23 protein-coding genes and 1 other RNA gene are annotated in these 24,368 nt (G+C 58.8%); 13 read left to right on the top strand and 11 right to left on the bottom strand.

What is annotated here, in order from left to right; genetic code table 11:
- Window positions 1-33: 33 nt before the first annotated feature.
- The 4 genes from L972_RS19435 to gcvT all read right to left on the bottom strand — a co-directional run bounded on the left by L972_RS19435 (window position 34) and on the right by gcvT (window position 5,682).
- Window positions 34-624, bottom strand: coding sequence for a restriction endonuclease subunit S (locus tag L972_RS19435; protein ID WP_047440432.1), 591 nt, complete (start codon window positions 622-624; stop codon window positions 34-36).
- A gap of 308 nt (window positions 625-932) precedes the next feature.
- The gene (gcvP, locus tag L972_RS19430) at window positions 933-3,809 is read right to left on the bottom strand and encodes an aminomethyl-transferring glycine dehydrogenase (RefSeq protein WP_047440430.1); all 2,877 of its coding nucleotides are present in this window, start codon (window positions 3,807-3,809) and stop codon (window positions 933-935) included.
- A 299-nt stretch (window positions 3,810-4,108) separates the two neighbouring features.
- Window positions 4,109-4,498 (bottom strand): glycine cleavage system protein GcvH, encoded by a 390-nt coding sequence (gcvH, locus tag L972_RS19425; RefSeq protein ID WP_047440428.1) that lies wholly within the window; start codon window positions 4,496-4,498, stop codon window positions 4,109-4,111.
- Window positions 4,499-4,584: 86 nt separating this feature from the next.
- Complete coding sequence (gcvT, locus tag L972_RS19420) at window positions 4,585-5,682, bottom strand: glycine cleavage system aminomethyltransferase GcvT (RefSeq protein WP_047440426.1); 1,098 nt, start codon at window positions 5,680-5,682, stop codon at window positions 4,585-4,587.
- Between gcvT and L972_RS19415 the strand changes: the two genes are divergently transcribed.
- A complete protein-coding gene (locus tag L972_RS19415) occupies window positions 5,659-5,886 on the top strand; it encodes a hypothetical protein (protein ID WP_047440425.1) in 228 nt (75 codons plus the stop codon). The two genes, gcvT and L972_RS19415, sit on opposite strands and share 24 nt — an antisense overlap.
- Before the next feature lie 212 nt (window positions 5,887-6,098).
- Here L972_RS19415 and L972_RS19410 read toward each other — a convergent pair whose 3' ends face one another.
- The 3 genes from L972_RS19410 to L972_RS19400 form a co-directional block, all read right to left on the bottom strand.
- Complete coding sequence (locus tag L972_RS19410; protein WP_047440423.1) at window positions 6,099-7,367, bottom strand: FAD-dependent 2-octaprenylphenol hydroxylase; 1,269 nt, start codon at window positions 7,365-7,367, stop codon at window positions 6,099-6,101.
- A gap of 136 nt (window positions 7,368-7,503) precedes the next feature.
- A complete protein-coding gene (ubiH, locus tag L972_RS19405; protein WP_047440420.1) occupies window positions 7,504-8,727 on the bottom strand; it encodes a 2-octaprenyl-6-methoxyphenyl hydroxylase in 1,224 nt (407 codons plus the stop codon).
- A gap of 178 nt (window positions 8,728-8,905) precedes the next feature.
- Entirely contained in the window at window positions 8,906-9,475 is a 570-nt protein-coding gene (locus tag L972_RS19400) for a UPF0149 family protein (protein ID WP_047440418.1), read from the bottom strand.
- A gap of 173 nt (window positions 9,476-9,648) precedes the next feature.
- On the opposite strand from L972_RS19400, the gene zapA reads away from it, so the two are divergent.
- Both zapA and ssrS read left to right on the top strand, forming a co-directional pair.
- Entirely contained in the window at window positions 9,649-9,981 is a 333-nt protein-coding gene (gene zapA / locus L972_RS19395; protein ID WP_005333910.1) for a cell division protein ZapA, read from the top strand.
- A 16-nt stretch (window positions 9,982-9,997) separates the two neighbouring features.
- Window positions 9,998-10,179: non-coding RNA, 6S RNA (ssrS, locus tag L972_RS21180), on the top strand.
- Window positions 10,180-10,375: 196 nt separating this feature from the next.
- Here ssrS and emrD read toward each other — a convergent pair.
- The 3 genes from emrD to L972_RS19380 form a co-directional block, all read right to left on the bottom strand.
- Complete coding sequence (gene emrD, locus L972_RS19390; protein WP_047440416.1) at window positions 10,376-11,572, bottom strand: multidrug efflux MFS transporter EmrD; 1,197 nt, start codon at window positions 11,570-11,572, stop codon at window positions 10,376-10,378.
- A gap of 262 nt (window positions 11,573-11,834) precedes the next feature.
- A complete protein-coding gene (locus tag L972_RS19385; RefSeq protein WP_047440414.1) occupies window positions 11,835-12,497 on the bottom strand; it encodes a glutathione S-transferase family protein in 663 nt (220 codons plus the stop codon).
- A gap of 168 nt (window positions 12,498-12,665) precedes the next feature.
- A complete protein-coding gene (locus L972_RS19380) occupies window positions 12,666-13,121 on the bottom strand; it encodes a hypothetical protein (protein WP_047440412.1) in 456 nt (151 codons plus the stop codon).
- 199 nt (window positions 13,122-13,320) lie between these two features.
- On the opposite strand from L972_RS19380, the gene suhB reads away from it, so the two are divergent.
- Window positions 13,321-14,124, top strand: a complete 804-nt coding sequence (gene suhB / locus L972_RS19375) for an inositol-1-monophosphatase (RefSeq protein WP_005352992.1) — start codon at window positions 13,321-13,323, stop codon at window positions 14,122-14,124.
- Window positions 14,125-14,529: 405 nt separating this feature from the next.
- Here suhB and L972_RS19370 read toward each other — a convergent pair whose 3' ends face one another.
- Window positions 14,530-16,161, bottom strand: a complete 1,632-nt coding sequence (locus tag L972_RS19370; RefSeq protein WP_047440410.1) for a methyl-accepting chemotaxis protein — start codon at window positions 16,159-16,161, stop codon at window positions 14,530-14,532.
- Between the two features lie 337 nt (window positions 16,162-16,498).
- Between L972_RS19370 and L972_RS19365 the strand changes: the two genes are divergently transcribed.
- The 9 genes from L972_RS19365 to L972_RS19325 form a co-directional block, all read left to right on the top strand.
- Window positions 16,499-17,431, top strand: a complete 933-nt coding sequence (locus L972_RS19365; RefSeq protein ID WP_047440409.1) for a ZIP family metal transporter — start codon at window positions 16,499-16,501, stop codon at window positions 17,429-17,431.
- Window positions 17,432-17,599: 168 nt separating this feature from the next.
- Complete coding sequence (gene mtnN, locus L972_RS19360) at window positions 17,600-18,292, top strand: 5'-methylthioadenosine/S-adenosylhomocysteine nucleosidase (protein ID WP_040067225.1); 693 nt, start codon at window positions 17,600-17,602, stop codon at window positions 18,290-18,292.
- On the top strand, window positions 18,289-19,251 hold the full coding sequence (locus tag L972_RS19355) for a cobalamin biosynthesis protein CobD/CbiB (RefSeq protein ID WP_047440407.1): 963 nt from the start codon (window positions 18,289-18,291) through the stop codon (window positions 19,249-19,251). Before mtnN ends, L972_RS19355 begins: the two co-directional genes overlap by 4 nt.
- Window positions 19,244-20,089, top strand: coding sequence for a cobalamin-binding protein (locus L972_RS19350; protein WP_047440405.1), 846 nt, complete (start codon window positions 19,244-19,246; stop codon window positions 20,087-20,089). The genes L972_RS19355 and L972_RS19350 overlap by 8 nt, the downstream gene beginning before the upstream one ends.
- A gap of 105 nt (window positions 20,090-20,194) precedes the next feature.
- Entirely contained in the window at window positions 20,195-21,199 is a 1,005-nt protein-coding gene (gene pseB / locus L972_RS19345) for a UDP-N-acetylglucosamine 4,6-dehydratase (inverting) (RefSeq protein WP_047440403.1), read from the top strand.
- Entirely contained in the window at window positions 21,196-22,338 is a 1,143-nt protein-coding gene (gene pseC / locus L972_RS19340; protein ID WP_047440401.1) for a UDP-4-amino-4,6-dideoxy-N-acetyl-beta-L-altrosamine transaminase, read from the top strand. The genes pseB and pseC overlap by 4 nt, the downstream gene beginning before the upstream one ends.
- A complete protein-coding gene (locus L972_RS19335) occupies window positions 22,329-23,174 on the top strand; it encodes an aldo/keto reductase (protein WP_047440400.1) in 846 nt (281 codons plus the stop codon). Before pseC ends, L972_RS19335 begins: the two co-directional genes overlap by 10 nt.
- Window positions 23,171-23,926, top strand: coding sequence for a cytidylyltransferase domain-containing protein (locus L972_RS19330; RefSeq protein WP_052200103.1), 756 nt, complete (start codon window positions 23,171-23,173; stop codon window positions 23,924-23,926). Before L972_RS19335 ends, L972_RS19330 begins: the two co-directional genes overlap by 4 nt.
- A partial coding sequence (locus L972_RS19325; RefSeq protein WP_047440398.1) for an aminotransferase class III-fold pyridoxal phosphate-dependent enzyme occupies window positions 23,923-24,368 on the top strand: 446 nt, incomplete at its 3' end. The genes L972_RS19330 and L972_RS19325, both read left to right, overlap by 4 nt.

Below are 24,368 nucleotides of genomic sequence, written 5' to 3'. Positions count from 1 at the left end.
GTATTTCTTGGAAAAATGGGCTGCTCAGCGAAACTATTTCGGTTGCTGATCGGATTGTTCGAGCAGGCTGGCAGCGATGGCCTGCATCATCTGCTCGCCGTTGCGTTGCAGTTGTTGCGTCAGACGTCGCTCTTCACGCAGGATGTTGACCATCTTCATGATGGCTACTTGTCTCGCAAGAGATGGGATGCCGATGGGGGTCTCCGCCAACACCTGACGACGAATACTTTTGGCAGCGCTGCCTTCGGCGTGAAGCTCGAAGTAGCGCTGGCAAGGGGACTGATTGAGCTGCCAGGCCAGAAATTCGGGACTGAGCGCCTCGCTATGCAACCGCACCACATAGAAGTGAGGGGCGGCTACGGCGGGCAATGGTGCAAGCCCGGTATCAACCAGCACGGCATAGTTAGTGCTGCCACGGGCCGCCACCAAGATATCGCCGGTTTGCAACCAATCAGGCTCTTTCTTGCTGGTAGGCTCGGAGCGAAGGCAGGCAGGCCAGTCAACTCCTACTTCTGGCGAGGCGTCTCTCATCTGCACCACAGCCAGGCAGCCGGAATCGATCTCCGGAATCTTACCGCGATAGGGGTGCCCAGCACTGATGGTGGCAATTTGGTTCAGCTTCACAAAAATCTCTTCATCGTTAATGATGCAGTTACAGTGTGTCGCATATGACACTACTGAGTCAATATCAACGCCCATTATTTTTGCATCAATAGGAATGATGCTTTTATGTGTGCCATTGACAAGAGGTAGACCCTGACCTGCCTGAAAGATCCAACTGAGATCATTTTTGTAATTTAATTACAGATATTCACCGCACAAAATAAAAAGGCCCTGCTGTTGCAGGGCCTTTGAGTTTCCAACTTGAATGGTCGGTTTCCAACTTCAATGTCACGGTTTCCAACTTAAATGGCCGTGATCATAAACGCCACTTACTTGGCGTAATCCTCAGTCGGGATACAAGAGCAGAACAGGTTGCGATCGCCGTAGACGTCGTCGATGCGGTTCACAGATGGCCACAGCTTGCTGGCGCGCACGGCGTCGGACGGGAAGACCGCCTCGGCGCGGCTGTAGCCACGGGACCACTCTGCATCCATCACGTCATCCTGAGTGTGCGGCGCATGGACCAGCGGGTTGTCGGCGAGGCTCCACTGCCCCTCCTGCACCTTGGTAATCTCGGCGCGGATGGAAGTCATCGCCTCGACGAAGCGATCCAGCTCGCGCTTGGATTCCGACTCGGTCGGCTCGACCATCAGGGTACCCGCTACCGGGAAGCTCATGGTCGGCGCGTGGAAGCCGTAGTCCATCAACCGCTTGGCTACGTCCATCTCGCTGATGCCAGAAGCCTCTTTGAGCGGACGGATATCCAGGATGCACTCGTGTGCCACCCGACCGTTACGGCCGGAGTAGAGCACCGGGAAGGATTCCCCCAGCTTCTTGGCCAGATAGTTGGCGTTGAGGATGGCCACCTGAGTGGATTTCTTCAGCCCCTCGTCACCCAGCATGGCGATATACATCCAGCTGATGGGCAGGATGCTGGCCGAGCCGAACGGTGCCGCCGACACGGCGCCGTTGTCACGGCTCTCCTTGTCGGTCTTGACCACGGCGTGGCCAGCCACGAACGGTGCCAGATGCTTCTTCACGCCGATGGGGCCCATGCCCGGGCCGCCACCACCGTGAGGAATGGCGAAGGTCTTGTGCAGGTTGAGGTGAGAGACGTCCGCCCCGATAAAGCCCGGCGCCGTCAACCCGACTTGCGCGTTCATATTGGCACCGTCCAGATAGACCTGACCACCGTGCTGGTGAACGATGTCGCACACCTCCTTGATGGTCTCCTCATACACCCCGTGGGTGGAGGGGTAGGTCACCATCAGACAGGAGAGTTGATCCCCCGCCTCGGCCGCCTTGGCCCGCAGGTCGTCGAGATCCACGTTGCCGGACTTGTCACAGGCGGTGACGATCACCTTGAGCCCCGCCATCTGGGCAGAGGCCGGGTTGGTGCCGTGGGCAGAAGCCGGGATCAGGCAGATGTCGCGATGCCCCTCGCCGCGGGATTCGTGGTACTTTTTGATTGCCAAGAGACCAGCGTACTCACCCTGAGCCCCGGAGTTGGGCTGCATACAGACCGCATCGTAACCGGTCACCTTCACCAGCCAGTTTTCGAGGTCGGCCAGCAGCAGCTGGTAACCCTTGGCCTGCGCCAGCGGAGCGAACGGGTGCAACTTGCCGAACTCGGGCCAGGTCACCGGGATCATCTCGGCGGTAGCGTTGAGCTTCATGGTGCAGGAGCCCAAGGAGATCATGGCGTAGTTGAGCGCCAGATCTTTCGCTTCGAGACGGTGGATATAACGCAGCATCTCGGTTTCGGAGTGGTACTTGTTGAACACCTCGTGGGTCAGCACGGCGTCAGTGCGCAGCAGATCCTGCGGGATGGCGTGATGGGCCTGGGCCGCCTTGTCGAGTGCCTCGATATCCAAGCCATGGCCTTGACCGAGGAAGAGATCGAACAGCTCCGCCACATCGCCACGGGTGGTGGTCTCAGAGAGTGACACCCCTACCGCGCCGTCGAGATCCGCACGCAGGTTGATGCCGAGCCCCTCGGCTTTGGCAATCAGCGCCGCTTTGTCGGCAGTCTGCACGGTCAGGGTATCGAACCAGCTGGCATGCTTGAGGGCCACGCCCTTGGCCTTGAGGCCGAGCGCCAGAATGGTGGTGAGACGGTGCACGCGGGAGGCGATGGTTTTCAGTCCCACCGGGCCGTGGTAGACGGCGTAGAAGCTTGCCATGTTGGCCAGCAGCACTTGTGCGGTACAGATGTTGGAGTTGGCCTTCTCACGGCGGATATGCTGCTCGCGGGTCTGCATCGCCATACGCAGCGCTGCCTTGCCGCGGGCATCCTTGGAGACACCGATAATGCGACCCGGCATGGAGCGCTTGTAGGCATCGCGGGTGGCGAAGAAGGCGGCATGGGGACCACCGTAGCCCATGGGCACGCCAAAGCGCTGGGCGGAGCCCAACACCACGTCGGCGCCCAGCTCGCCCGGGGACTTGAGCAGCAGCAGGGAGAGCAGATCGGCGCTGACGCAGGCCAGCCCTTTCTGGGCCTGTACCGCGGCAATCAGAGCGCGCAGATCTTTCACCTCACCGGTGGTGGTGGGGTACTGGAACAAGGCACCGAACACCTCTTCGCTCACCGCGTCGCTCGCGGCGCCGACCGCCACGTCGAAACCGAAGTGAACCGCGCGCTCCTTGACCACGTCGATCACCTGCGGGTGCACGTCGTCGGCCACGAAGAAGAGGTTGGATTTGGACTTGGCCATCCGCTTGGCCAGCGCCATCGCCTCGGCGGCGGCGGTCGCTTCATCCAACAGGGAGGCACTGGCCAGATCCATGCCGGTCAGATCCAGTGTCAGCTGCTGGAAGTTGAGCAGGGCTTCGAGACGGCCCTGCGCCAGCTCGGGTTGGTACGGGGTGTAGGCGGTATACCAGCCCGGGTTTTCCAGCACGTTGCGCAAAATGACGTGGGGTACATGGGTATCGTGATAACCCATGCCGATATAGCTCTTGGCAATCTTGTTCTGGGCGGCATAGCCCCTGAGCTTGGCCAGCGCCTCCACTTCGGTCATGCCGGCACCGATGCCGAGCGGGCCCGGCAGGCGAATGGCGGCGGGCACGGTCTGGGCAATCAGATCGTCTAGGCTTTCGGCCCCGACGGTCGCCAGCAGCTGGCGCAGCTCTTCCTCGCCCGGGCCGATATGGCGGCGGACAAAATCGTGTTTTTGTTCGAGTTCAAACAGTGACTGGGTCATTTCCCTATTTCCTGATAAATAAGTCCTGGCATGACATCCTGATAACCAAGACCTGATGTTCCTGATCGTCGGCTGATACCGACTCCACTCATGTTCTGGGTCCCGCAGACAGGGTGCGGCACCGGATGCTGCGGCAGCATCAAGAGGGGGTCGCCTTGTTGCGAACCGGCCTGTTTGCCCCCTAGGCACCTAGGCTGGCAAACGGCAAGCGCGGGCGACTTCACCCTTCCACCGGCCGGTGCTTGCCCGGCTGGCGGTCATACAAAGGGGCCCTGCTGTGTTGGCAGGGCCCGGGGGCATTACTCTTCATCCACCACGCTATGGTAGCCTTCGGCATCCAGCAGGTTGGCCAGCTCGCTCTCGTCATCGAGCTTGATGCGGAACAGCCAGCCAGCGCTGTAGGGGTCGGAGTTGACCAACTCGGGGCTCCCTTCCAGCTCTTCGTTGACGGCGATGATCTCGCCGCTCACCGGGCTGTAGATATCGGAGGCCGCCTTGACCGACTCGGCCACGGCGCAGTCGTCACCGGCACTGACCTGCTTGCCCACTTCCGGCAGCTCGACAAACACCATGTCACCCAGCAGCTCCTGGGCGTGCTCGGTGATACCGACCACGGCCTCGCCGTTGGCTTCAACACGGATCCACTCGTGGGAAGTGGCATATTTCAGTTCGCTCGGGATATGGCTCATTTGTGCTTCCTTTGATCTTTGAGTCGCGTTTAAAAACGAATATGAAAAGGGATGGGGGGGAGGCACAGCCCTCCCCCAAGACGATGTTAAACCAGCTTCTGGCCGTTACGGACGAAAGCGGGCTTGGTGACCTTCACGGTGACCAGTTTCTTGCGGATCTCCACCTCGGCCAGTTCACCGATATCACGGGGCACCCGTGCCAGGGCAATACTGTAGCCCAGGGTGGGGGAGAAAGAGCCGGAGGTGATCACACCTTCCCGCTTCTCACCGTTTGCCGCAGTGAAGGTAACGGGCATACCGGCACGCAGCACCCCTTTCTCCTCCATTACCAGACCCACCAGCTTAGGCTGATTGCCCGCCGCTTTCTGTGCTTCCAGCACGTCGCGGCCGATAAAGTTGCGATCGCTCGGCTCCCAGGCGATGGTCCAGGCCATGTTGGCGGCCAGCGGAGAGACTGACTCGTCCATATCCTGACCATAGAGGTTCATCCCCGCTTCGAGGCGCAGGGTATCGCGGGCACCGAGGCCGCAGGGGGCCACGCCGTTATCCAGCAGCGCTTGCCACAGCTCACAGGCTTTCTCTTGCGGCACCACGATTTCATAACCATCTTCGCCGGTGTAGCCGGTAGTGGCGATAAAGAGATCGCCAGCCTGCACGCCGAAGAAGGGTTTCATCCCCACTACGGCAGTGCGCTGGGCGGCGCTCAGCACGGCTGCGGCCTTGACCTTGGCGTTGGGGCCCTGCACCGCGATCATCGCCAGCTCGGGACGCTCGGTCACTGTGATGTCGAAATCGATGGCGTGATGGCGGATCCAGGCCAGATCCTTCTCGCGGGTAGCGGAGTTGACCACCAGCCGGTAGAACGTATCGCCAAGATAATAGGTGATGAGGTCATCGATCACGCCGCCTTCCGGATTGAGCATGCCGCTGTAGAGGGCCTTGCCGGGGGCAGTGAGTTTGGCCACGTCGTTGGCCAGCAGGTGTTGCAGAAAGGCTTTGACCCGTTCGCCGGTCAAATCGACGATGGTCATGTGGGAGACATCGAACATACCGGCATCGCTGCGCACCGCGTGGTGCTCTTCCAGCTGGGAACCGTAGTTGATGGGCATTTCCCAACCGTGGAAGTCCACCATCTTGGCGCCGGCTTCCAGGTGTTTGGGATGCAGTACAGTAGTCTGGATCATCGCATTCTTTCCTTAGCAAAAAGCCTTTTCGCTTTGGCGACCACCCTCGCGACCCGCGCCACCGCTCTGACTGCACAGCGTGCAACAAAAAGCGACCGGATCCAAAAGTGTGTGCTCGCTCCTGCCCTTGCCAGGCAAGAGGGATTCCTTGAACGGAGCGGATTATATGACAAGCAGGCGAGCGTGCCGCTCAAAAAAAACTAATCCCCTCCCGTAAAACTGACTCCAGACACTAAGATAAATGCAGTGATAAAAACAGCCATAAGCCGACTCAGGCGAGATTAAATTTTGATTTTTACCGTTTCGTCACAATTTGCAGAAAAACGTTTCGCTCCAGAGCAAAATTAAAGGCTGACACCCAAAACAGGTCATCAGCCTTGTCGGATTACTTTTGTTGTCAAAAACGGCGAGTAATATTAGTTTTTTTCACCCTTGGCCTGCATGGCACTGCCTTTGGTCGCAGCAACAGCCCAGTCAGGACGGGCCAATGCGGGCAACTCTCCCTCCAGCCCCATGGCGGCGCGGATCACCCCCTCCTTGAAGGGCGTCAGCAGATTGGCCGCGCGCAATCCCACGCCCCGCACCAGCTTCTTGAGCGGGTTGGCCCCGCTGAACAGCCGCTTGAGCCCCTCCATTGCCGCCAGCATGCGAGCCGCTTCGCTCTTGCGCCAGCGCTCGTAGCTGCGCAGGTTGGCGAGCAGGCCGATATCCTCGCCCGCGGCATGATTTTGCAAGATCTGCTCCGCCAGCGTGGCAGCATCCAGCAGGCCAAGGTTGACCCCCTGCCCCGCCAGCGGGTGGATGGTATGAGCGGCATCCCCCACCAGCACCAACCGCTCGCGAGCAAAGTCGCGGGCATAGCGGGCAGTGAGGGGAATGGCGCTGCGCGCCCCCTCCACCTTGCACAGACCGAGCCGGGCATCGAAGGCGGCGGTAAGCTGGCGATTGAACTGCTCGTCATCGCAGGTGCAGAGCGCCTCGGCGCGGGCCGCAGGCAGCGACCAGACGATAGAGCAGAGGTTCTCCTGCCACAGCGGCAAAAAGGCGAGCGGGCCATCCGGGGTGAAGATCTGGCGAGCAACAGCTTCATGGGGTTCGGCGCAGCGCACCGTCGCCACCAGCGCGTGGTGACCGTAATCCCAGCTGGTGAGCGGGATATCAGCCTGACGGCGCACCCAGGAGTGGGCGCCATCGGCGGCTACCACCAGTTTGGCCGAGATGGCCTGATCATCTTCAAGGAGCAGCAGGGCGCCCGCCGGGCCGCTCTGCAGGCTCTTGGCTCTGGAGGGGGTCAGCAGCTGGATATTGCTGGCACTTTCAATGGCTTCGAGCAGTGCCAGCTGGATCACCCGATTCTCGACGATGTGGCCGAGATTGGCCTGACGCAGGCTGGCGGCATCGAAGTCGATATGGCCGAAGCTGTCCTGCTCCCACACCGCCATCTTGTCGTAGGCCTGCAGGCGACGCGCTTCAATGCCGTCCCAGGCGCCAACATGGCGCAGGATCTGCTGGCTGGCCAGACTCAGGGCGCTGACCCGGTTATCGGCCACCTCCCCCAACTGCGGGTCGGGCAGTTGTCCCTCCACCACCAGCACCTTGAGGGCGCTATGTTTCAAGGCCGCAGCGAGCCCCAGCCCCACCATGCCGCCACCGACAATCACCACATCCACATTTTGCATCTGCATCATCTCATCCTTTCAGGGCTGACCGGCTGGCCAGCGAGGGGACGCCCGCAGGCATCACCTCTTTATTCAATAGGTTTTGATCAACGAATGGTGGTCACCATCTTCCGGTCAACAGGTTCCACTCAACAAGTGCTGGCTAGTTGCCGCACACATCGGCGACAAAGCCCAAGGTGCGCGAGGCAAGCGGCGCCTTGAGGCACGGGAATCGCCCCATCAGGGTGAGCGCCAGATTGCGCCCCGCCACCAGCGGATCGTGACCATTGGAGAAGAGCTGGGCCAGCGAAGAGGTGAGCCAGACGGTCTGCTCCTGATCGCGCTGACGCTGCTGCCAGTAGCCACTCAGTACCTTGAAGCTGCCGATATCCTCCCCCTCTGCCAACGCCTTGGCTACGGCGCCGGTAAGCAGGTCGAGATCCCGCATCCCGAGGTTGAAGCCCTGTCCGGCAATCGGGTGCAGGGCGTGGGCGGCATTACCGACCAGCACGGTGCGCTGGGCCAGCGGGTAATCGCAGGCGGTCAGAATGAGCGGATAGACGTGACGCACGCCGCATCGCTCGAAGCGACCAAGCCGCCAGCCAAAGGCCTGCTGCAGACGGGCAAGAAACGCCGCCTCATCGAGGGCCGTCAGCTCATCCACCTCATGCTGCCCGACGCTCCACACCAGCGAGGAGAGCCCCTCCTGCATCGGCAGCAGGGCCAGCGGCCCCCCTTCGGTAAAACGCTCGAAGGCGCGTCCCTCAGGGTCTTGCGCCGTTTTGACCGTGGCGATGATGGCGTGCTGCTCAAAGTCGTGGCGGGTCACCGGCAACTTGAAGTGCTGACGCACAAAGGAGTTGCCGCCGTCTGCCGCCACCAGCAGGTGGGTCTCAATCTGTTCACCGCTCTCGAGGGTGAGGGTCACCTTCTCTTCATCGGGCACAATCTCGCTCACCCGGGCCGGACAACAGACCCGGATATTGGGAGAGGCCGCCATCGCCCGTTGCAGCTCCTTGCCGGCGGATGCAAGCTCGATCACTTGGCCCAGCGCGGGCAGGCCGTATTCGGCAGCCGACAGGCGAGCCTGCCCGAAGTGGCCCCGATCCGAAACATGAATCTGGGTGATGGGGGCGCAATGGGGGGCAAACAGCGGCCAGAGTCCGCGTCGCAACAGCGCATCACAGGTACCGGCCGAGAGCGCAATGGCGCGGGCGTCGAACCCTGAATGGGTGTGCTGTTCGGGGACGCTTGCCTCCAGCAGCAGGATCTCGAGGGGGGAGCCATCGGATCGAAACAGGGCTGCCAGCGAGAGGGCCAGCACGGCACCGCTCATTCCACCGCCGACCAGGGTGACATCGACCTGTCGCACATCAGATTGAGACATAAGCAGAGAGGAAGAAGTGAAAAAGGTGGCCTCATGCTATCACAAAGCCGCTGGCCGAATGCGAGGTCACCGGCAAAAAACCGGTTGCGCCTCACAGGGTTAGCCACCACAAGGGAATAAAAAAAGAGCGCCATCAGGCGCTCTTGCAGATTCAGTAAGGGTCGCGTTGACCCGCACCTCAATGAAGGGTTGGCGGCGCGCTCGGGGTATCGGGGCGCTTGCCAAACTCTTCGAAGGCCATCATGACACCCAGTTTGACGTGTTCGTAGAGCACCAGGAAAGAGGCTTCGTTCTCGTCATCTTCCTGATCGAACTCGGCGGAGACCTGAGTGATGCTGGCGATATCCTGGATCATCTCCTGCAGCTCTTCCGATGCGCGGGAGAGCTCCTGCTGCGCCACGCCGAAACCGGCCAGAAATGCCTGTGACCAATCCACCAGCGAATCGATGCGCTCATCAAGGGGGGCATCATCACTTGGCAGCAGCAGCTCGACGCCCTTCTGGGCCATCAGGCTCTCGACCACATTGTGATAAAGATCGGTCATCACCTGGCGCACCGGGGCCGGCAGGCCGAAACCGTCGTTCACCAGATCGTTGAAATGGGGCAGCCAACTCTTGTCGTCCAGTGCTACGCCGCCACACACCAGACCGCAGATCACACCATGGGCTTCTACTGCGCTGGCCATCAGCTCATGCTGTTCCATGATGTCGGCCACTGCCGCATATTTAAGGGGGTTCGTTTTGCTCATCGAGGATCCGCTCAAAGTTCAGTCAAATTTGCAGAATTAATGGTCAGGATCCTAGCATTCTCCCTCTTGCAGAGCCAGCAAGGCCTTGAAACTTATGCATCTGCGCTATATAGTCCCGCCCAGTTGTCCACGTGGATAAAGGCGGAAATCAGCTCCGCCGTATTGAGGAAGGCATGAGCACAGAGGCCGTAGAAATCGTCATTTTGGGACGTCCCTACAAGGTATCCTGTCCCTTGGGACAGCAGGATGCCCTGCGCCAGGCCGCCGAGCAGCTGACCGACAAGTTGATCGACCTGCGTCAACGCTCCAAAGTCTCCAGCAACGAGCAATTGGCTATCATGGCGGCGCTCAATTTCTGTCATGAGCTCTGCCTTGAAAAAGAGAAGAACCACCAATACTCTGAGACCATGGACAAGCGGATCAAGATGCTGCAGCGCACCATCGAAGCGGCCCTGATCGAGCACGGACAATATGGTGATTCCAGCGAAGAGGGGCAACAGCCCTAATCGCAAACCGTTTTAAAATTCCCTGGGATGTTTGTCAGCCGGTTCAAGTCCCCGAGCCGATATTCATACCAAACAGGGGATCTGCCTTCTGGCTATTGCGCATGCTCGGCACGACCGAGAAGCCTGCGGTCAGATCCGATCCCCGCCTTGAACCGACGGTTCAAGGGCCCAAACCGGCAACGGCATCTCGGGGTACCAACAGCAAAAGCCCGTCACCAGCGTGACGGGCTTTTTCTTTGCCTGATGATCAACGAACTGTCCCGTCCTGAATATGGTTTACACCTTTCCCCCCCAATAAATGGAGAACCCGATGGGACAAGGTGTGAAACGGACACTGCCATAACGACAAAGCCCGCCAAACAGGCGGGCTTTGTTTTGCAACTGGCAAGCAAATTTAGATGGCCATCTGCTCGTGGGGGGAGCCGTGGTGACGCAGCCAGACAAAGCTCAGCGCCACGATCAGCACCATCAGTGTCATGATGGCCCCCAGGGTCACCTGACCGGTCATCGGGAAACCGGCCGCTAGCAGGGTCACCACACCGGCCCCCAGATTCTGCATCCCGCCGAGAATGGCCCCCGCGGTGCCGGCCTGACCCGGGAAGGGCTCGATGGCACAGGAAGTGGCGGTCGGGTAGAGAATACCGCTACCGATGAAGTAGACAGCCGCACCACCAAGCAGCGAGGCGGCACTCACCACCCCGAACAGCCCCGGCACCAGAATGATGAGTGAGCCGAGCGCCAGAAAGGCGATCCCCAGACGCATCAGCTTGCCCTGAGTCAAACGGAAGCTCAGCTTGGCAGAGAGCCAGGCCCCGAACAAATAGCCGGGCAGCGGCAGCACGAACAGCACGCTCACGGTACGGGCGCTCAGTTTCAGCACATCGCCCAGCAGCACACCGGCCGCAGCCTCGAACACTGCCAAACCGGCAAAGGTCGCCATCAGGCAGAGCAGGTTGCCCTGAAACTTGGGGTTGCCCAGCACATGGCGATAGGCAGCACCGACGCGCAGTGGCTGACGGGCAGCAGCAGGCAGGGTCTCGCCAAACCAGGCCATGATCGCCAGGGTGGCTACGGCACCAAAACCGAACAGGAACCAGTAACCGGCGCGCCAGTTGAACAGCTCGGTCAGCCAGCCACCCAGCACCGGGGCCAGCAGAGGGGAGAAGATCACCCCCATGCTCACCAGACTGTTGGCGCGGTTGAGCTCGGCGCCGTTGTAGCGATCGCGCATCACGGTACGGCTCATGGCGCCACCGGCACCGGTACCCAGCCCCTGAATAAAGCTACCCACTAGCAGGGCGGCAAAATGGGGGATGACCTGAATGATCAGGGTGCCCACCAGAAACACCATCATGCCGACGATCAGCACCGGGCGACGGCCGATACGATCCGACAACGGCCCATAGACAAACTGGGAGAGGCCATAGGGGATCAGGTAACAGGCCATCACCGCCTGCAACTGGCCCGAGGCCACATTGAAGTCCCCCGCCATCATGGGAATGGAGGGAACATAAAGGGTCTGGGTCATCTGGCCCACAGCGACCATCAGAATGGTCAGTAAAAACAACGGATAAAAACTGTGCCGATCCATATCAGTCCCAAAAAATCGAAAAAATGCTGCCGCCCCTCTGGCACAAAATGGCCCAGAGGAATCTGATCACAGAGGCTGTGATGCAATCAAAAACAGTGTTGGAAACAGTAGGCGGGGAGCCCGCCAAGCCACCGCACAGGACGCTTGGTGGTATGGGGGCATCATAGTGATTCAGCTCACAGAAAACGAACGAATCTTTATAATCGGCTTGCCTTAGTTTTTCTAATATTACGGGGCAGCACGCCCCGTCAGCAGTTAAAAATCAACGTGTTACCATCTGCTGCGCCTGCTTGATCAGCTCATCGGGCTGCTCCTTGCGTGGCGGTATGGTGATCCCCTTCTGGCAGGCAGGTTTCTCGACCATCCGATCCATCCAGGCTTGTAGATGGGGTAACCCCTCGATGGAGATGCCGCTCCAGTCATAAATACGCACCCAGGGCCAGGTGGCAATGTCGGCGATGCTGTACTCGTCCGCCAGATATTCGTGATGGGCCAGATGGCTGTCGAGCACCTCGAACAGGCGGCGCCCCTCCTTCTGGTAGCGTTCGATGGCGGCGGGGATCTTCTCGGGGAAGTAGCGGTAGAAGACGTTGGCCTGCCCCATCATGGGTCCTACCCCGCCCATCTGGAACATCAGCCACTGGATGGCTTGAGAGCGGCGTTTGGGATCAGCGGGCAGCAACTTGCCTGCTTTCTCCGCCAGATAGATGAGGATGGCCCCCGACTCGAATACGGCGAAATCGTCGTTATCCCGATCGACGATAGCCGGAATACGGCCATTTGGGTTGATGGCAAGAAACTCGGGCTTCTTCTGATCCAGCGCCGAAAGATCGAGAGGAATGACCCGATAGGGCAAACCCAACTCTTCGAGGGCGATCGCCACTTTGAAACCATTGGGGGTCGCGGCGGTGTAAAAGTCGATCATGATTCACTCCTTGTTGGTCATAGCCAGATTGCACGGTTGGAACAGGGTGCAACACCATAGCCGCCTCATCTTGCAACAAGTGACCGGCTCCAGACCATTAAAAAGCGGCGCACCGTAGGCCAAACAAGGCCACGGTGCGCCGCTGGTGCTCTCTGGCAATAGTTGATATTAGTTAATCACGGCGACCGGCTTGCGCTGGCGCAGCATGATCAGGCGGGAAAGCAGCGGGAAGTAGGACTCCAGCTTGCGCAACAGCACCCGGCTGCAGGCAGGCTCGGCCAGCTCCGACTCATCCAGCACGATGTCGTTTGAGACAAAATAGAAACGGGGGTCACGCACATCCGGCCCGCAGACCGTCAGCTCCTTGTCTCCCTTGCGGATCAACAGCGGCAAGACCGGCAAACCGATCGTCTCATCCTCTCCCCGGGCAAATCCGGCATCCTGCCAGGGCGCATCGCCGTCGATCAGCAGGATCGCCGCCTCCGTCTTGGCCGGTTGCCACTGGGCCAGGGGGGTCACGGTGATGTGGGCAAAGTGATCACCATATTCGGGTGATGACCGCAAGATGGCCAACAGTCCCTCGCTGGCCGCTGACACGTTCTGACTCACTAATGACAAATTCATGGTTCACATCCCTATGCTCATGACAGCCTGTATCCGGCTGCTGGGATAAGACTAGCGCAGATCTGGTCTATATTGGAGCCGTCAAATCTGGCAGTGGTAATCAATTGGTCGTAGGGGGATAACAGTTGCCATCGCACAAAATACTGGTATCATACCGCGTCCTTTTATCCCCCGTTCTTTAACATCCAGTGGTGAACCTATGCATCCGATGCTGAATATCGCCGTGCGCGCTGCGCGCAACGCCGGTCAAGTTGTAGTAAAAGCCTTCTCCCAGCCTGAGAACATTGAGGCTATCCAAAAAGGCAGCAATGACTTCGTGACCAACGTTGACCGTGAAGCCGAAGCGGCCATCATTCACACCATCAAAAAATCTTACCCGGAGCACAGCATTGTTGCTGAAGAGTCTGGTGAGATTGCCGGTACCAATCCGGACTACCAATGGATCATTGACCCACTGGATGGCACGACCAACCTTGTCAAAGGCATTCCGCACTTTGCCGTTTCCATCGCCCTGCGCGTAAAAGGCAAAACCGAACAAGCCGTTGTTTACGATCCCATCCGTGACGAACTGTTTACTGCTACTCGTGGTAGCGGCGCCCAGCTGAACGGCTACCGTATCCGTGTCGGCAAAGCCAAAGAGCTGGCTGGCACCGTACTGGCCACAGGTTTCCCCTACAAGCAAAAGCACCACATCGAGTCCTACCTGAAGATGTTCCAGAGCATGTTCATCGAGTGTGCCGACATCCGCCGCTCCGGCTCTGCCGCACTGGATCTGGCCTACGTGGCTGCCGGTCGTGTCGACGGTTTCTGGGAAATCGGCCTCAAGCCCTGGGACACCGCTGCCGGTGAACTGCTGGCCAAAGAAGCTGGTGCCATCGTCACCGACTTCGTAGGTGGTCACAACTACGAAAACTCCGGCAACATCGTGGTTGCCAACCCGCGCGTCTTGAAAGAGATGCTCGGCAAGATCCGTGAAGAGCTGCCGGAGTCTCTGGCTAAATAAGCCAGCCTTCGAGCAGACAGATAAAAAAACCGGCGCAAGCCGGTTTTTTTATTGCTGCGATATGCCCTGTTCGGGCATTCCAACCAACTGCTTATGCTCTTCTTCCCCGTAGCGCACACCCCAACCGCTCGCCCCGGTTCCCATCTCCAAAACCGTTCGTCGCCCTTCTCTCGTTAGCAAATACGCCTTAACCAACCTTCTTGAATATCACCGCGCACAGGCCGGGATAATCATCTGCCCCCTGTTTGTTGCCCTGACCTTCATCCCCTTGCGAAGAACCCCGACCATCTGGCCTCGTCCCCATCGCCAGATAAAAAAACACCCGGCACATGGCCGGGTGTCGTGAGAGCAAGCAAAGCCCCCGAGTTTTCTGAATGAAGAGGCCGGCGTACGCCAGCCTTTTTATCAGGCGAGGCGGAAGCGACCGATAGTCTGCTTCAGACCCACCGCCAGCTGGCTCAGTTCCAGACAGGCGCGGGCAGTATGATCCGCCCCCTGCGCCACCTCATTGGCGGATTCGTTGATCCGCTCAACATTGCGACCCAGCTCATCAGACACCGCATCCTGCTCACCACAGGCGCTGGCAATCTGGATCGCCATATCGGCAATCTGGGCGACAGCCTCTTCGATCTGCTGGATACCGGTGCCGGTCTGCTCGCTTTGGGTGACGCACTGACGGATCATGTCACAGCTCAGCCCGGTCACCTCTTTGGCCTGATTGGCGCGAGACTGCAGGGTTTCGATGATGGCGACGATCTCGCCGGTAGAGGCCTGGGTGCGGCCCGCCAGGGTGCGCACCTCATCGGCAACCACCGCAAAGCCACGGCCCTGTTCACCGGCACGGGCTGCCTCAATGGCGGCATTGAGAGCCAACAGATTGGTCTGATCGGCAATGCTGCGAATAACATCGACCACTACGTTAATCTGGGCGGATTCACGCTCCAGTTCGGCCACCAGCGTGCCAGCCTGCTCAATCTCTTCAGCCACACGGGTGATCGCCACCAGCGAACGCTGCACATCCTGGTTGCCTTTGCGGGCCAAGGTATTAGCTGCACTGGCAGACTCAGAGGTGTGCTCTGTATTGCCCGCCACATCAGCAACGGTCGCCTTCATCTGGGTCATGGCTGTCGCCACCAGCGAAATCTCTTGCTGCTGGCTCTGAATACCCTTGGCAGACTGTTCGGAAACCGCACTCACTTCGTCAATCGCCGCCCCCAACTGGGTAACCGCAGCCACCACCTCTTCAATCAGACCACGCAGGTTGTCCTGCATCTTGAGGGAAGCTTTGGCCAGCATGCCAAGCTCGTCGCGGCCGATATGCTGACGCTCCAGCTGATGAGTCAGATCGCCGGCGGCAATGGCGTTGGCCTGAGCCACTACCGCTTGCAGCGGCAGGCAGATCTGGCGGGTCAGGAACCAGGTCATCACCACCATGAACACCAGCAGAGCACCAATGCTCACCATGGCGAAAGTGGTCACCATGCTGACGCTGCCAAGCAAGCTGCTGCGGTTTTCCTTCACAAAACCGAGGTTCACATCGATCAGAGCATTAACAGCCCGCTCCAAAGATCCAAAAGCCGCATTCGAGGCAAATAACTGTGCCTTGGCTTGCTCTTGTTGTCCTTGTACCAGCAGTTGATCAAACTCGTTCACTGCACCTTGGTAACTGAGCCACTGTTGTTTGGCCTGATTAAACACCTGACGCTCATGATCAGCACCGACGGTCGCCTCATAGGCGTGAAATGCGTTGTCTACTTTCTGGATATTCTGCTGGATCCGGCTGCGGCGAGCCTGCAGATCAGCGGCATCGTTCACCATCAGCAAGGCGAACTGGGCACGACGGACATAGGAGACGTCATAGAGCAGGGTTTCAACCGACAGGACACTCGGCAGCGTAGAGTCGGTAAAGTTCAGCACCCGATCACGCACACCGCGCAATTCGCTGGAGAGAAAAACACCGAAGAGAACGTTGACTGCGGCAATGACCGCAAAAACCACGGCAATCTTTTTGCCGATGGAGAGATTCTTGTAAAACATAGTGGCGGGTGATCCTCTACTGCTGACAGGCGAATGGAGTGTGGCGATCACGTCCCTATGAGCAAATCCCCGGACCTTCCTGACGGGAAAAAATGCAGAACACCGGGAAGGTAGAGTTCCGCAAAGGCGCGCACTCTAGCACAAAGCGACCACGCCCTCACTTTTCTTTAAAAATTAAAAGCAACTTAACAAAACCAACAATCGGAGCCGGATCACAAAAAACTTCATATTCACCTGACGCCATTTTTCGATAGCGGCAATCGCCTTGCAGACATAGACAAGGGGCGGCCAAGTGGATGTAATGCCACCATCCACTTTGCACACTCGAGGCCATGCCATGGACCATCTCTCAGCTCTTCCTCCGTTATCCTGGTCACAGCAACTGCGCAGCCAGATGCAAAGTCGCCCGCTCACTGCTCTCGGCCTATTTATCGCGCTGGCTGCCGTCTTGTTGCTGCTGTTGCAGAGTCTCATCATGCTCGCTACCGGCGAGGTAACCAGCGGCGTGCGCTACGGCCTTGTCGGTGGTGCCGCCGGGTTTGCCGCCACCGCCATCGGCGCCCTGCCCGCCCTGTTTCTGCGCTCGGTGCCGCAAAAGGTAGAGGACACCATGCTGGGCTTTGCCGCCGGCATGATGCTGGCGGCCAGTGCCTTCTCCCTGCTGCTGCCTGGGCTGGAGGCCGCCGAGGGGATCACCGGCAACGGCTTTAGCGCCGCCGCCGTGGTGGTGGTCGGCATGACCCTCGGGGTACTGTTGATGCTGGGACTGGATCAGTTCACCCCGCACGAGCATGACAAAACCGGCCCCTGCGGCCCCGGCCATGAGAGCTGCTCCCGGGTCTGGCTGTTCGTCTTTGCCATCGCCCTGCACAACCTGCCGGAGGGGATGGCCATCGGGGTGAGCTTCTCGCAGGGGGATATGTCGGTGGGGCTGCCGCTTACCACTGCCATCGCACTGCAGGATATTCCGGAGGGATTGGCGGTGGCGCTGGCCATGTGCGCTGCCGGTTTTCGCCCCTCGGTGGCGGTGCTGGTTGCCATCGCCAGCGGCCTGCTCGAACCGGTTGGCGCCCTGCTCGGGGTCGGGCTCTCCAGCGGCCTTGCCATCGCCTATCCCATCGGACTGGGGCTCGCCGCCGGCGCCATGCTGTTTGTGGTCTCGCACGAGGTGATCCCTGAGACCCACCGCAACGGTCACCAGACCTATGCCACCCTCGGCCTGATGGCAGGCTTTGCCCTGATGATGACCCTCGATACCGCGCTCGGCTAAAGGCCTTCTCCCTGCCTCATCAATGCTTTTTGTCACCTGCTGCGCTCCCATATGGAGCGCCGCGTTTCATCTCTCCTTTCGCTTGCGCCTCTCGGCGCCGACGCCATCTTTTGTTATGATCTACAGCAACTTAAATTCAGCCACACGGCTATCAAGACGAGGTCAGCAATGAAAGTAGGTATTATCGGCGCCATGGAGCAAGAAGTAGCCCTGCTGCGCAGCCAGATGAGTAACCCCACCACCCTGCAACTGGGCGGCTGCGAGTTTTATCAAGGGATGCTGGCAGGCAAAGAGGTGATCCTGACCCGCTCCGGTATCGGTAAGGTCGCCGCCAGCGTGGCCACCAGCCTGCTGCTGGAAAAATTCGCCCCCGACTGCGTCATCAATACCGGCTCTGCGGGCGGCTTTGCCCAAGACCTGCATATCGGTGATGTGGTGATCGCCAGCGAGATGCGTTTCCACGATGTCGACGTGACCGCCTTTGGTTACGAGATGGGCCAGATGGCGCAGCAACCCGCCGCCTTCCCCTGCGACGAGAAGCTCATCGCGGTCGCTCAGGATTGCATTGCCGAGCAGGGCAAGCACCAGACCAAGGTCGGCCTTATCTGCACCGGCGATCAGTTCATGTGCAAACCGGACGCCATCGCCAAGGCTCGCGCCGACTTCCCGCAGATGCTGGCGGTCGAGATGGAAGGTGCCGCGATCGGTCAGGTGTGCCACATGTTCAAAGTGCCCTATCTGGTGGTGCGCGCCATGTCCGATATCGCTGGCAAGGAACAGGTTGAATCCTTCGACGCCTTTATTGAAGTCGCGGGTAAACACTCCGCCGAAGTGATTATCAAGATGCTCGGCAAGCTGTGATCGAGACCGGCTCGCTTGATTTGATGGCCGACGCCCTCCTCTCGACGACGGCGGCCATTCTGGTGGGGGCTGCCCTGCTGGAGGCGGTGATCCCGTGGCCATCCCATCTGCGTCTTTCGGCCGTCACGACCCTGCTGACCCGGCTGGGGCACAAGGTACACAGGGCCGATGGCACGCCACGCCAGCAGGTACAAGCTGGTATGTTGGCGATGCTGGTGGTATGGGTACCCTGCGCCGCCGGGCTCTGGTCGCTGCGCAATCTTGCCCTGAGCGAGCCGCTCTTCGACCTGCTGTTCCTGCTGCTGATGCTCGAATCCCGTCCACTGCGCGAACTCGCCCATGCCACCCGCTCGCTCGCCACCCAGGAGACCCTGCCGCTGGCAAGATTGCAGGCTGCCCCCTGGCTCAAACGGGAGACCGGTAAACTCTCGGCCATGGGGCTCGCCAAAGCGGTGACGGAGAGCTGCGCCCTGCGTCTGGTCGGCCAATGGGCTGGCCCGCTGCTGGGATTTGCTCTGGCTGGCGTACAGGGCGCCCTGCTCTGGCGGCTGGTGCAGCTGATGAACCAGAGCTGGAGTCGCAAAGACCCCGCCTTTGGCTACTTTGGCCGTGCCGCCAGCGCCCTCTATCAGGGACTCAATGCCCCTACCATCCTGCTGCTGGGGTTGCCGCTCCTGCTACCACGGCTCCAGCAGGCCACCCAGCTGCTGCGCGATGGTGCGCTCTGGCCCTATCCCGCCATGGGGATGCTGCTGACGCTACTTGCTGACAAGTGCCAGAGCCGCCTTGGTGGCCCTCGCTACTATCATGGAACCTTGCAACGCTGGCCGGTACTTGGCAACAGTGGTGACCCCGATGGCGAGTCACCACGCAAGGTACTCAATATTCTGCAAGCAATGGGCTGGGGCTGGTTGATGCTGGCGCTGGTTGTCACGGTGGCGGGGTTATTTCATGGCTAGATGGTTGCGATTGCCTATCTGGCTGTCCTGCGTGCTGGCTGCCTGGTTACCCGGTGTGCTTCTGGCGGCGACCCCGAGCCGGGTGGTGAGCGTGGTGCCCCACCTGACCGAGCTGCTTTATGACATCGGCGCCGGTGACAAACTGGTGGCCATCGACGATGCCTCAGACTATCCCCCCGAGGTCAAAACTAAGCCCAAAGTAGCCAATTATCGCAGCATCAACGTCGAGGCGGTGCTGGCACAAAAGCCGGATCTCATTCTCGGCTGGCGATCGGCCCAGTCACGGATGCTGGCCCCGCTGGAACAGCTCGGGATCCCGATCTTCTACTCGGAGCCCACCGATTTTGCCTCGCTGGCTACCGAGATGCGGGCTCTCGGCAAATTGCTGAGGGTGGAAAAGAGCGCCGACGAAGCCGCCGATCGCTATCTGGCACGCCTGCATTCCCTGCAACAGCGCTATGGCCAACCAACCGGCGTCAAGGTGTTCTACCAGCTCTGGTACCCGCCGCTCACCAGCGTGAGCGGCAACGCCTGGCCCGCTCAGGCCATCGAGCTCTGCGGCGGGATCAACGTCATGGCGAATGCCAAGACCCCCTACCCTCAAGTGGACATGGAACAGGTGATCAGAGCCAACCCCGCGCTGATCCTGGCCGGGAGTCAAGATCCTGACGCCCTGCGTCACTGGCAGCAGTGGCCAAACCTTGATGCGGTTAAACATCACCGACTGATGCTGGTCAACTCCGATGAACTGCACCGATTCACCCCAAGAGCCCTCAATGCGGTGGAGGATATATGCCGCACACTCGCCAGCGCTAGCACCATGCGTGGTGACAAGTAGCCAAAAAACAGCCATTCAGATCACACCTGCCAATATACGTCTGCAAATGGCATAAAAAGTGCTTTAAAATTCTATAGATACCAAACCTCATTGTGGGACACCGTCATGTTTAATGGAAAAACACTTCTCGTTACCGGTGGCACCGGATCATTTGGCAAAAAATTTATTGCAACCGTGCTATCCCGCTACCAACCGGCACGACTGATCGTCTACTCCCGTGATGAACTCAAGCAGTTTGAAATGCAGCAGCATTTCAATGACCCCTGCATGCGCTACTTTATCGGCGATGTTCGCGATGGCGAACGCCTCGACATGGCGATGCGCGATGTCGATTTCGTGGTGCATGCCGCGGCGCTCAAGCAAGTCCCCGCCGCTGAATACAACCCGATGGAGTGCATCAAAACCAACGTTGGGGGGGCCGAGAACGTCATCAAGGCCGCACTTAACAATGGTGTCCAAAAGGTTATCGCACTATCAACAGACAAAGCCGCCAACCCGATCAACCTTTACGGCGCCACCAAGCTCTGTTCTGACAAACTCTTTATCGCCGCCAACAATATGGCGGGCAAGAATCCAACCATCTTCTCGGTCGTGCGTTATGGCAACGTCGTCGGTTCACGGGGCTCGGTAGTTCCCTTCTTTGATAATCTGATCAAGAGCGGTGCTAATACGATTCCCATCACTCATCCAGAGATGACCCGCTTCTGGTTGACCTTGCAGCAAGGGGTGGATTTTGTCCTCAGCAATTTCCAGCGCATGCGTGGCGGCGAGTTGTTCGTACCAAAAATACCGTCGGTCAGGATCACCGATCTGGCGGCGGCCATGGCACCAGCCCTCAAACAGGAGATCATCGGGATCCGCCCCGGGGAGAAGCTCCACGAGGTAATGTGCCCGGCAGACGACTCTTTCCACACCTATGAGTTCAGCGACTACTACGTGATTGCCCCCAGCATCAGCTTCAATAGCTGCAACAATGATTTCAGCATTAATGCTCTGGGTGAAACGGCCACGCTGGTCGCTCCAGGTTTTGAATACAATTCCCTAAATAATCAGCACTTTCTGTCGATAGCCGAACTACAGAGCATGAACCAGCAGGTGCTGTCCGAATGATCCCTTATGGCCGCCAATCGATCAGCGATGCCGATATTGAGGCCGTCGTTGCCGTACTGAAATCTGAATATCTGACCCAAGGCCAAGCCGTTCCTGCCTTCGAGCAAGGACTGGCCGATTACTGCCAAGTGCCGCATGCGGTTGCTTGCAGTAACGGCACCACTGCGCTTCATCTGGCCTGCGCAGTACTGGATATTGGCGCCAAAGATACAGTTTGGGTTTCTGCGGTCAGTTTTGTTGCCTCGGCGAACTGCGTTCGCTACTGCAATGCCAACGTTGATTTTGTCGACGTTGACCCTGCTACCGGTAACCTCGATGTAGTGGCACTGGATAAGAAACTGCAGCAAGCTGTGCGCACCCACTCCCTTCCAAAAGCGCTGATTGCTGTACATCTGGCCGGACAGCCCTGCGATCTCGAAGAGATCGGTGCGCTCTGTCGCCAGTTCGGAATCGTTCTGATCGAGGATGCCTGCCATGCACTGGGTGCCCACTATCAGGGGTCACCTATCGGTAGTTGCCGTCACAGCGATATGACGGTCTTCAGCTTTCATCCGGTCAAACCGATTACGACCGCAGAAGGAGGCGCTGTCACCACTCGGGATCAGGTGCTGGCCGACAAATTGCGACTCTATCGCAGCCATGGAATCACTCGAGATCCACAAGCGCTGCTCATGCCCTCCCCCGGAGAGTGGTATTACGAGCAACAACTTCTGGGCTTCAACTATCGCTTGACCGATATTCAGGCGGCACTCGGGCTGAGTCAGTTGAGCCGTCTTGATCAGTTCATTACCCAGCGACGTGACCTTGCCAGGCGATATGACGCGCTGTTATCACCCTTGCCAGTCCAGCCGTTGCAGCAGAGTAATCACCGCCAGAGCGGTTATCACCTCTATGTCATCCAAGTAGCTAAACGCGATCAGGTATTTGCCCGGCTGCGTGCTGCCGGTATTGGCGCCAACGTTCACTATATTCCTATCCCAGCCCAGCCCTACTACCGTGGTCTGGGACATGATCCGGCTGCCTATCCGGGCGCGCAAGCCTACTATCAGGGTGCAATCTCCCTTCCGCTGTTCCCGGCTCTGACACACTCAGAGCAGCAACAGGTCGTAGATGTGCTGGAGCAGGCACTATGCGACTAGCTCTGGGCACGGTGCAATTCGGTCTGGATTACGGGATCAGCAATCACGACGGACAAGTCAGTGATGAGGAACTCGACACGATCATTGCGTTGGCTCGTCATGCAGGTATCGATACCCTGGATACGGCGCAGGCCTATGGCAATGCCGAACAGAGGCTGGGGCAAAGAGATATCACCGACTTCACTCTCATCGACAAGCTGGCACCAGGGCTACCGCTGTCCGATGTTAAGGCAGCGCTAAACAACAGCTTGCATTGGCTGGGGCGAAAACGGCTCGATGGTTTGCTGCTGCACCGTAGCCAAGATGCCTCACCTGCCTTGTTCGAGTTACTCACCGATTTGCAGCAACAGGGCGCGATCGGAAAACTCGGGATCTCCGTCTACTCCCCGGAGGAGCTCGATACCTGGAGCGCAGCTGGCTATCCTCTGGAACTGGTGCAATTACCTGCCAATTTGCTCGATCAACGCTTTTTACGCACTGGATGGCTCGACAAACTGGTAGATATGGGGTGTGAAATCCATGTTCGCTCGCTCTTTTTACAGGGTCTGTTATTGATGCAACCAGCGCAGCGACCTGACTATTTTCAGCGTTTCGCTACCGCACTTGAACGGTTTGACCACTGGCATCCCTCGATGGCCCCGCTTGGCAGAGCCCTCTCCATCATGACAGCCCTACCACAGGTGAGCCGCTTTGTTGTCGGTGTTTGTCATGCCCAAGAGCTGACCGCCATCGTTGCGGCCAGTCAAGTACAGCACGAGTGCTACGAGGCCGATATCGCACACCTGGCGTCTATGGAACAGGAACTTATCAACCCCGGACTCTGGAGAACACGATGATCTTGGGTATTCTGCAGGCCAGAACCAGTTCTTCCCGCCTGCCCAACAAGGTACTAAAGGAACTGCTGGGCGAACCCATGCTGGCAAGGCAGATTGAACGGCTGCAACAGAGCAAGCTGCTGGATAAACTGTTGGTTGCCACCAGCGATCAGTCGGAAGATCGCGCCATTGCCGAGCTGTGCGAGAGGTTGAATATCCCCTGTTTCTGCGGTCCTCTTGACGATGTGTTGCTGCGTTTCTATCTGGCGGCCCAACCCTACAGTCCGACCCATGTTGTACGTCTCACCGGTGACTGCCCACTGGCTGACCCTATGGTAATAGACGAGCTGATAGCCCTCCATCTCTCGGGCAAGTTCGACTACAGCAGCAACTGCGGCAATCCCAGTTATCCGGATGGGCTGGATGCCGAGATCATGAGTGGAGCGACTCTGGCAACCTTGCAGGAAAAGGCCGCCACGCAGACCGAGCGGGAACATGTCACCTATTACGTTCGCTGTCATTCCGAACAGTTTTCTATCGGCGAACTGCAGCGCTCGCCTTCGCTGGCCCACCTGCGCTGGACTGTCGATGAGCCTGCCGATTTTGAGCTGGTGGAGCGCATTTATCAGGCTCTCTATCCTGCCAACCCAACCTTTACGACCGACGATATCCTCGACCTGCTGGCGCAGCAGCCGGAGTTGGCAACACTGAATACCCGGCACCAACGCAACGAAGGATTGGCTAATTCGCTAGCCAAGGAGAATCACATATGACCCCACGTTATCAACATTCACTTGCTCTCTCGGTTCGGGCGGAACAGAGCATTCCACTCGGCTCCCAAACCTTCTCCAAAAGCCGCCTCTGTTTTCCCTATGGCGCCGCCCCACTCTTTATCGAGCGCGGCAAAGGTGCACATGTCTGGGATGTAGATGGCAACGAGTATCTTGATTTCGCCAGCGGCCTGTTGGCCATCAGTCTTGGATATTGTGATCCGGATGTGAATGAAGCGGTAATGGAACAGCTCAATCTGGGCTCGATCTTCTCCCTTCCTCACCGGCTGGAAACCGAAGTCGCTGAACAGCTCATTGAGCTCATCCCCTGCGCCGAAATGGTTCGCTTTGGCAAAAACGGGACTGATGCCACCTCAGCCTGTATCAGGCTCTCCCGTGCGGTCACAGGCCGCGAGCGGGTAGCCGTTTGTGGCTACCACGGCTG

The sequence above is a fragment of the Aeromonas sp. ZOR0001 genome (genome assembly GCF_000801015.1).
Classification (GTDB): Bacteria; Pseudomonadota; Gammaproteobacteria; order Enterobacterales; family Aeromonadaceae; genus Aeromonas; species Aeromonas veronii.
Note: the sequence above shows the minus strand (reverse complement) of the source record. Positions and strands in the feature narration are given on the sequence as shown.